Annotated in this window: 1 pseudogene; it reads right to left on the bottom strand. The window is 78.5% G+C overall.

Going from position 1 to position 619, the window contains the following annotated elements:
- Nucleotides 1-330: pseudogene (locus NBZ85_RS31640) on the bottom strand (AAA family ATPase); the annotation flags it as partial.
- Between the last annotated feature and the right edge of the window lie 289 nt (nucleotides 331-619).

The raw sequence follows: 619 nt of genomic DNA, 5'->3' as shown, positions 1-619 counted from the left end.
GTGCTGGCGCGTGTCGTCCGGGTACGGGGCATCGGGTGCCGGGGCGCGGCGCCGGAAGTCGGGGGCGAGACCCCGGCCGCTCCACCCCGCCGCGGCCGGAGGGTCCGCCGGAGCCGAGTCGCGGCGGGCCGGTGACACGGTGGGTTCGCGCAGCCAGGAAGGGACGTGCCTGTTCGGGGCAGGAGTCGGCGACGGCCCGGTGAGTGGGCCACCGAGAGCGGTCTCGCCGGTCGCCGCGCTGCCGGATGGCGGCAGGGCCGGGTATGCGGTCGAGGGGCGGTACTCGTCAAAGCGCTCGCCGTGGGCGGCGCCGGCCAGGGGCATCGGCATGGTCGACCGCGGATCGGCCGGGGCTGCCGCAGCCGCCCACCGGGGGTCCTCCGGCCATCGCGGATCCTCCGGCTGCTGCCGCGCGGCGTCGTGCGGCCGTGCCTGTACACCGTGCGGCCGTGCCTGTACACCGTGCGGCCGTGCCTGTGCGTCGTGCGGCCGTGCCGGGGGGCCTGGCCGCTGTGCCCGGGGGCCCGGTGGCTGTGCCGGGTGGCCCGGCTGCTGTGTCTGAAGGGCCGGTGGCGAAGGGGAGCGGGGCGGCGGTTGCTGTCGGGGCGCGACCACCGGG

Origin of the sequence: Frankia tisae, from assembly GCF_025403405.1 — a bacterium.
GTDB classification, from domain to species: Bacteria; Actinomycetota; Actinomycetes; order Frankiales; family Frankiaceae; genus Frankia; species Frankia tisai.
The sequence above is the reverse complement of the archived record's forward strand: the minus strand, read 5'-3'. Positions and strand labels throughout refer to the sequence as shown.